This is a genomic window from Frankia tisae (genome assembly GCF_025403405.1).
Lineage (GTDB): Bacteria > Actinomycetota > Actinomycetes > Frankiales > Frankiaceae > Frankia > Frankia tisai.
Map to the genome: position 1 here is coordinate 1 of NZ_JANEZT010000660.1, position 1,657 is coordinate 1,657.

At 72.3% G+C, this 1,657-nt stretch carries 1 protein-coding gene; it reads left to right on the top strand.

The genetic code is table 11. The annotated features are described in order from the left end of the window. Nucleotides 1–124: 124 nt before the first annotated feature. The gene (gene tnpC / locus NBZ85_RS30915) at nucleotides 125–1,573 is read left to right on the top strand and encodes an IS66 family transposase (protein WP_261563401.1); all 1,449 of its coding nucleotides are present in this window, start codon (nucleotides 125–127) and stop codon (nucleotides 1,571–1,573) included. Nucleotides 1,574–1,657: the final 84 nt, after the last annotated feature.

Sequence of the window (1,657 nt, forward strand, 5' to 3'; positions counted from 1 at the left end):
GTAAACATTCAGGTGCCTTGTAGATCTTGCTGTGTGTAGGTGACGTCGAGATGGGTCTGGATGTTGTGCGACTCGGCGGGAGTGTGGGCGTGTGTCCTGGCAGCGGGTGTGATGACCTCGACGGGTGTCCGGGACCGAGGAGCTGTCGCGCGAGGAACTCGTCGCGTTGGTGGCGGCTCAGGCCGAGGCGATCGAGGTGTTGCGGGCACGGGTCGCGGAGTTGGAACGGCGGCTGTCGCGGCACAGCGGGAACTCGTCGATGCCGCCGTCGATCGACGACGCCCTGCCGGGGCGGGCCGGGCCGGCGCGGCGGGCGTCGGGTGCGGCGAAAGGCAAGCGGGGTAAGCGCAAGGGTGCCGGCGGGTCGTCGCTGGCCTGGCTGCTCGACCCGGACGACACGGTGCCGCACCGCCCTGAGGGCTTGTGTGGGTGCGGGGCGGACCTGTCCGGAGCGGCCGAGCTGGGCGTGGTCCGGTCGCACCAGGTGCACGACGTGCCGCTGGTCACCGCCAGAGTCGTCCAGCACGACCTGTACCGGGTCCGCTGCGGCTGCGGGCGCGAGCACGTCGCCGGCCAGCCCGACCAGGTGTCGGCCGCGCCGGTCAGCTATGGGCCGAACCTGCTCGCGCTGGTGGTCTACCTGCTGGTCTTCCAGCACCTGCCGGTCGAACGCGCCGCCGGGCTGGTCCGGGACGCCACCGGCGCGGCGGTCTCCACGGGGTTCGTGCACGGCGTGCTGGCCCGGGCCGCCGCTGCGGTCGCCGACACCGTCAAGAAAGTTAAAGAGCTGGTGGTCGCCTCGCCGGTGGCCGGGTTCGACGAGACGACCCTGCGCTGCGGGCCGGCCGGGAAGAAGAAGTACGTGCTCTCGGCGTCGACCGACCTGTACGTGGTGTTCGGGCTGGGCGGCCGGGACCTGGCCAGCTTCAAGAAGTTCGGGGTGCTGGGCGAGTTCGCCGGTGTCGCCGTGCACGACGACCGGTACAGCGTGTACGACCACCCCGACTTCGCCGGGGTCGGCGGCCACCAGCTCTGCGTCGCCCACATCCTGCGCGATCTTGCCGACGCGGCCGAGACCTACCCCGGCAGCCACTGGCCGGAGCAGGCCCAGCGGGCGCTGCGCGGGCTGGTCGCGGCCTGGCACACCGCCCGCGACGCCGGCCAGGCACAGCTGCCGGCCGAGGCCGCCCGCCCGCTGACCGCCGAGTTCCGCGGCGCGGTCCGGGTCGGCCTGGCCCAGGTCCCCCGCACTCCCGGCCCGGCCTCCACCACCCGGCAGCCGGCCGGCCGTCCCCTGCTCGAATGCCTGCGCGACCGGGAAGACGACGTCCTGCGGTTCAGCACGGACACCCGCGTCTGGCCCACGAACAACACCAGCGAGCGGGACCTGCGCCCCCACAAGACCCAGCAGAAAATCTCCGGCCGGCTCCAGTCCGAGGACGTCACCCGCCACCGCCTCGACCTCCGCAGCTACATCGCCACAGCCCGCAAACACGGCACCGACGCCATAACCGCACTCCGCGACGCGATGGCCGGCACGCCCTGGACACCACCCGCCGCAGCCCCGCCCTGACGTCCCCGCAGCACCCGGCCACCGCGACCGTAGCCGGCGCGGCCTAACCGCATGCCTTGATCACAAACCACGTGAATGTTTACG